General features: G+C 35.0%; 7 protein-coding genes. 5 read left to right on the top strand and 2 right to left on the bottom strand.

Going from position 1 to position 5,311, the window contains the following annotated elements; genetic code table 11:
- Positions 1–171: 171 nt before the first annotated feature.
- Positions 172–1,077 (bottom strand): Rpn family recombination-promoting nuclease/putative transposase, encoded by a 906-nt coding sequence (locus tag JSS34_08400; protein ID MBS0186318.1) that lies wholly within the window; start codon positions 1,075–1,077, stop codon positions 172–174.
- 258 nt (positions 1,078–1,335) lie between these two features.
- Here JSS34_08400 and rlmB point away from each other — a divergent pair, with 258 nt between their 5' ends.
- The 5 genes from rlmB (at position 1,336) to JSS34_08375 (ending at position 4,786) form a co-directional block, all read left to right on the top strand.
- The gene (gene rlmB / locus JSS34_08395) at positions 1,336–2,148 is read left to right on the top strand and encodes a 23S rRNA (guanosine(2251)-2'-O)-methyltransferase RlmB (protein ID MBS0186317.1); all 813 of its coding nucleotides are present in this window, start codon (positions 1,336–1,338) and stop codon (positions 2,146–2,148) included.
- Positions 2,149–2,162: 14 nt separating this feature from the next.
- Positions 2,163–2,795 carry a glycerol-3-phosphate 1-O-acyltransferase PlsY gene (gene plsY / locus JSS34_08390; GenBank protein MBS0186316.1) on the top strand — a complete coding sequence of 211 codons (633 nt, stop codon included), beginning with the start codon at positions 2,163–2,165 and terminating at the stop codon, positions 2,793–2,795.
- Between the two features lie 439 nt (positions 2,796–3,234).
- The gene (locus JSS34_08385; protein ID MBS0186315.1) at positions 3,235–3,453 is read left to right on the top strand and encodes a hypothetical protein; all 219 of its coding nucleotides are present in this window, start codon (positions 3,235–3,237) and stop codon (positions 3,451–3,453) included.
- The gene (locus tag JSS34_08380; GenBank protein MBS0186314.1) at positions 3,454–3,822 is read left to right on the top strand and encodes a PIN domain-containing protein; all 369 of its coding nucleotides are present in this window, start codon (positions 3,454–3,456) and stop codon (positions 3,820–3,822) included.
- Between the two features lie 67 nt (positions 3,823–3,889).
- Positions 3,890–4,786 (top strand): DNA-protecting protein DprA, encoded by an 897-nt coding sequence (locus tag JSS34_08375; GenBank protein MBS0186313.1) that lies wholly within the window; start codon positions 3,890–3,892, stop codon positions 4,784–4,786.
- Between the two features lie 91 nt (positions 4,787–4,877).
- Here the strand turns inward: JSS34_08375 and JSS34_08370 are convergent, their stop codons facing one another.
- A complete protein-coding gene (locus JSS34_08370) occupies positions 4,878–5,048 on the bottom strand; it encodes a hypothetical protein (GenBank protein MBS0186312.1) in 171 nt (56 codons plus the stop codon).
- Between the last annotated feature and the right edge of the window lie 263 nt (positions 5,049–5,311).

Raw genomic sequence — 5,311 nt, 5'->3', positions numbered from 1 at the left:
AGTCTAAAAGAATACCCCTATAAGTCAATATGCTTTTTGTTCTTTTTTTATTTTTCTTTTGGAAATATTAAATTTCTTCAGAAAATCTATTTTCAGAATTTTTCTAGGTCTCTTATAAAAAGAGCATGACATTTACTCTTCCAAAGAGGTCAAACCTTTTCTTTTTGTTCTTTAAGAATTCTCTTCTTCTTTTATAATTTCCTCAATTTTCTCACCAGTAAGGCCAGTTACTTGAGAAATGATATCCTTATTTATTTTAGCTTTAACCATCTGCATAACCGTTTTTTTAAGAGTTAAAAGTTCACCCTCTGTACGCCCTTTTGCCTCACCTTCTGCACGTCCTTTTGCTTCACCTTCTAAGTAAGAGACTTCAAGAGCTCCTTTCACAGAAGCAATTTTCATATCTACCGACTCATATTCCAAGAGCTCTTCTTTGCTCCACCCAAAACGGTCAAGTTCATGATAAGCCTTTCCAAGAATAGCATCAGATCCAATAATCTGAGCCAAATCCTCTTCTGATGTTTCAGATGCATGTTTAAAAAAATAAGCCCACTTTTGTATAATCGTTTTCAAATCTTCTTTTTGATCCGTAAATTTCGCAAGTTCTAAAAATACAAACTTAAAGCTATCAAGATCATTTTCTTGTGTTTTAATATCACGCATCTCATGATGAGAGATATAATTGCTTTTTTGAGGAAAAAGCGTTGCATCGTATATGGCTAAAAACCTTACGTTTTTAAGATCTTTATATTTTACACCATCATCACGTTGATTAATGTATGTTTTAGAGGCATAATATTGGGCACGCTTTATAAAACCCGGATCTCGGGCCACTTGCATTTCAATGATAAATTTATCATGCTTTTCATCTTCACATAAAACATCAACGATACTCTGTCGTTCCGCAGCAATTTTTGGATCTTGATTAGATTTAAGAAACTTAACTGTCTGAATAGGGTGATCTTTTAGGTTTAAAATATCATTTAAAAAATGAATAAGAATATCAGCATTTCGGGGTGTCCCAAAAATTCTTTTAAAAGCAAGATCATTTTTAGGATCTAAAAATTTAGAAAGCATTTTATTTACCTCACATTAATCTTTTTTTAGATATTGCATGAGCGTTTAGATTTTTCAAGAAAAAATTAATATTTTCTAAAATTTTTAAATGTTTTAGCTATAATTTAATGATTTTCATCTTTTTACGATCAAATATATCCATAAAGTTTCAAGAGAGCTTTTTTTTATTTTTTTTGATACACTTTTAAAAAATTCGTGGTATTTAGAAAGCTTCTCTTATCGTCCATTTGCATCCAATTTCTTTTTAAAGACGCTATCATGTCCCGCACCAAAAAGTTAAAATTTTCTTCAAGACCTTCAAAACCAAATCTTTCCTCTTCTTCGGGGAAAGTATGGCTTTATGGGCTTCATGCCGTGTTAGAGGCCTTAAAGAATAAAAACAGGACCTTCGATCAGCTTCTCTTTCTCACAAAATCAGCGCCAGACCTAACCCTGCTCCTTGAAACAAAATGCCCAAACGTTTCGATTTCTCCTCAGCTTGTTGAAGAAGAAATGTTCCAAAGGGTGCTTCCAAAAGAGGCTGTTCACCAAGGAATTGCGCTCTTAACCTCTCCGCTTCCTTCTGTTTCTCTTGAGGACATTCTTGATCAATACCCAGAGGGGCCTCTTACGCTTCTTTTTCTGGATCAAGTCACGGACCCTCAAAATGTTGGGGCTATTTTAAGAAGCGCTGCAGCCTTTAAGATTCAAGGCGTAGGCCTTACAGAACGCCATTCGCCTCCTCTCACAGGCACGTTAGCAAAAGCCGCTTCGGGCGCCCTTGAAATGATCCCTTTAATTCTTTTGAAGAATCTCGTCCAAAGCCTTGATCTTCTCAAAAAACATGGCTTTTGGTGTCTTGGACTTGACGAAAATGCTTCTCAAACACTTGATCAAATAAATCTTCCGGAACGCGTTGTTTTTATCTTGGGAAGTGAAGGAGAAGGACTTCGACGTCTGAGCCGAGAAAATTGTGATTTTCTTGTTAAGATCCCAACTTCCCCTCTTTTTTCAACTTTAAATGTTTCCACATCTGCTGCCATTTGTCTTTATGAAAATCAACGACAAAAAAATCTTCTCCTTTTCCCTTAATCTTAAGAGACATCATGACTTTTTTTTCATCTTCTTCGCTTCTTTTGTTTCTCATGAGTTATTTTCTAGGTTCTATTCCTTTTGGGCTCATTTGGACACGCCTTTTTTTAAAACAAGATATACGTACCATCGGATCTTCTAATATTGGCGCAACAAACGTTTTAAGAACAGGAAGCAAACACATTGCAGCCCTCACTCTTTTTTGTGATGCTCTAAAAGGATCCTTAGCGGTTTTCATGGCTTTGTATATTGGAGGCGACCTCTTTGAAATTGGCATGCTCGGTCTTTGTGGCGTTGTAATTGGACACACTTTCCCAATCTGGCTTCAATTTAAAGGAGGCAAAGGCGTTGCAACACTTGCGGGCGGTGTGCTTGTTCTTCTTCCATTTGTGGGCGCCTTAGCTCTTCTAACATGGGGAATTGTTTTTGCAATCACCCGTATCTCTTCTTTAAGCGCTCTTATTGCTGTTGTTGGCGCTCCTTTTTCTGCGATCTGTTTTTATCCTTGCCCTCTGGCTCTTGAGAATTTACCGTGCGTGTTCTCTTTTCTTCTTTTTCTTGCGCTTTGTATCCTTGTGCTTTGTCGACATTCAGATAACATTGTCCGACTGTGGAAAGGTGAGGAAAAATCATTCAAAAAGAAATAATTCCACATCATGTTGACTTCTTCTTGGAAGCTTTTACACTTCTTAAAATTAAAGAAAAAATGTTTTTAGCATTTCTTCTTTTCTTAATTTTCCTAAAAACCTTTCCTTGCATTTAAAAAACAATCTTGATAACGTCCCACGACTTTATTAAATTTTATAATTTTTTGAAGATTGAGGATTAATGACGCATTATGTTCAAAAAATATTTTTTTCTTTTTTTAAGTGGCGTTTCTTTTTTATTTTTTCATATAAGATATGAACCTGAATATCAATTCAGGCCTACTTATTTACTTAAATCTTGAGACTTTTGAATATATTTAATTTACAAAGCTGCAGTCCTTAGCTCATATGAACTTGAATTATAAAAACTTTCAGTTAATATATATACCTATTAGATATAATATATGTTTGTTATATATTTTGACAATAGGAGTGTCCTATGACTAAATTGCTCATTAATCTTTCTCCTGAAACAATTTCTAAGCTTGATCAACTTGCCAAACAAAAACACTCACCAAGATCGCTGCTCATTCGAAAAAGCATTGATGCCTGGATCAAAAACCATCCCCCCCTAGAAACAGAAGACGTCTTTGGAATTTTAAAAAATCAGCCCCTTGAAAGTCTTTCTTTTCAACGTAAGCTCAGAGACGAATGGTAAATGAAAGCTCTCTTTGATAGCAATATTATCATTGATTACCTAAATGGAATATCACAAGCACAAACAGAAATTGCGCGTTTTAAAACAAAAGCGATCACTATCATCACTTATATTGAAGTCGGCGTGGGCATTAAAGACGTTCTTATGATGAAAAAAATTGAAACCTTTCTCACAACTCATTTTGAAATCATTCCAGTTAACCAAACAATTGCAAACTTAGCAATTCAAGCACGTCAAAAGTATAAACTTAAAATACCAGACTCTATTATTTTTAGCACAGCTCAATCTATTAATGGATTCCTTGTAACACGTGATGATAAAAATTTTCCAGTTTCAGATCCGATGGTGCGTATTCCTTATCAAATTTAGCCCATCCAACTTGGATCATTTTTTATTTTCAGATAGCCTTTGTATAAATTAAACCTGCAAGGCTTTCATGATGGTCACCCCTTCTCCTTTCTTAGATTTTCAACCTCCTAAAAAAAATGAATTGATTAGTTGGATACGCTTAAACCGCACACTCAACTTAAATTCGAGACTCTTTTACCAACTTCTTCAGCATTATGGAACAGCACAAGACGTCCTTCAAAAAATCCCCATCCTTTCAAAATTAGGACGCCTTCCTTTCTTTTCAATATGTTCAGAACAAACCGCAGAAGAAGAATTAAAAAAAGTCCAAGATTTACAAGGGGAAATAATTCTTCTCGGATCTCCTTTTTATCCTTCAATTTTACTCTCTATTCCCCACCCTCCGCCCCTTTTAACGGTTCTTGGAAATAAATCTCTCTTAAATCAAAAAATTATAGGTGGAACAGGATGCCGAAAAGCATCTCACCAAGCAAATCAATTTGCTAAACATTTAGCTTCTCACTTGGGGAAAAATAAATATGTGATTGCCACCGGCCTTTCAGAAGGCATCGAAATCTCTCTTCATAAAGGTGCTTTATGTAAGGGAACAATTGTCATTCTTGCTGGTGGAATTGACGTGATTGTGCCGCTCAAACATAAAAATCTCTCTCAGAAAATCTTAGAATACCAGGGCGTTTTTATTTCTGAGTTTCCACTTGGTGTTTTTCCAACGTCCTCTCATTTTTTAAGACAAACACGACTTATTTCAGGGATTTCAAAAGGCATTATCCTCATTGAAGCCACCGTTAACTCAACGGCTTTTCACTTAACTGAAATGGCCCTTGAGCAAGGACGAGATGTCTTTGCTGTGCCTGGATTCCCCTTAGATCCCCAAGCCTATGGAACAAATTTTCTGATTCAACAAGGTGCTACGCTTATTCACTCAGCACAAGACATTTTAAACTTCTATGACAGGTTTTTTTAAAGAAAAAAGAAATAAAAGTTTTGTATCTTGAAAAGTAACTTATTCTTAAAAAGATGATGAAACTTTCTTGGAATTAATCCTATTTTTGTATTTATGAGTTTTTAACTTTTTGAATCTTAGCTTCTCGTCCCCCAGGATATATAGCAACGATATATCCATCCTTACAATGATAGACAGGATGATTGGCCGCGTGATGCTCCTTAATGGTTTTTTCAATAGCTCGACGATACTTTTTTAATTCTATCATCTCAGTTTGATGCATCTAATTTCTCTTTCAAATCATGAATTGATGCCTTAAATAACACATCTTCTTATTTGAAAGCAAGCTATAGAGAATATTAATAAAGAAGTTCAGGATGATTTCTCAATCATAGAGAAGCTTAAGCAAGAGGCAAAAAAGTATTCCTGATAATTTGAAACACGACTAAATTTATAATTTAGTGATTCATTTTATGTTAGGTCATAATTATTTTGAGACACTTAACTAAATAATGCTAAGAAAGGAGAAAGAAGAGCTTCAAGGTT

It is taken from the genome of Pseudomonadota bacterium (assembly GCA_018242545.1).
In the GTDB taxonomy this organism is placed as follows: domain Bacteria; phylum Pseudomonadota; class Alphaproteobacteria; order 16-39-46; family 16-39-46; genus 16-39-46.
The sequence above is the reverse complement of the archived record's forward strand: the minus strand, read 5'-3'. Positions and strand labels throughout refer to the sequence as shown.

Bases quoted from the DNA above. Each gene is read 5' to 3' on its own strand.
- JSS34_08400 (MBS0186318.1), bottom strand. From the start codon at position 1,077: ATGCTTTCTAAATTTTTAGATCCTAAAAATGATCTTGCTTTTAAAAGA.
- JSS34_08385 (MBS0186315.1), top strand. From the start codon at position 3,235: ATGACTAAATTGCTCATTAATCTTTCTCCTGAAACAATTTCTAAGCTT.
- JSS34_08370 (MBS0186312.1), bottom strand. From the start codon at position 5,048: ATGCATCAAACTGAGATGATAGAATTAAAAAAGTATCGTCGAGCTATT.
- rlmB (MBS0186317.1), top strand. From the start codon at position 1,336: ATGTCCCGCACCAAAAAGTTAAAATTTTCTTCAAGACCTTCAAAACCA.
- JSS34_08380 (MBS0186314.1), top strand. From the start codon at position 3,454: ATGAAAGCTCTCTTTGATAGCAATATTATCATTGATTACCTAAATGGA.
- plsY (MBS0186316.1), top strand. From the start codon at position 2,163: ATGACTTTTTTTTCATCTTCTTCGCTTCTTTTGTTTCTCATGAGTTAT.
- JSS34_08375 (MBS0186313.1), top strand. From the start codon at position 3,890: ATGATGGTCACCCCTTCTCCTTTCTTAGATTTTCAACCTCCTAAAAAA.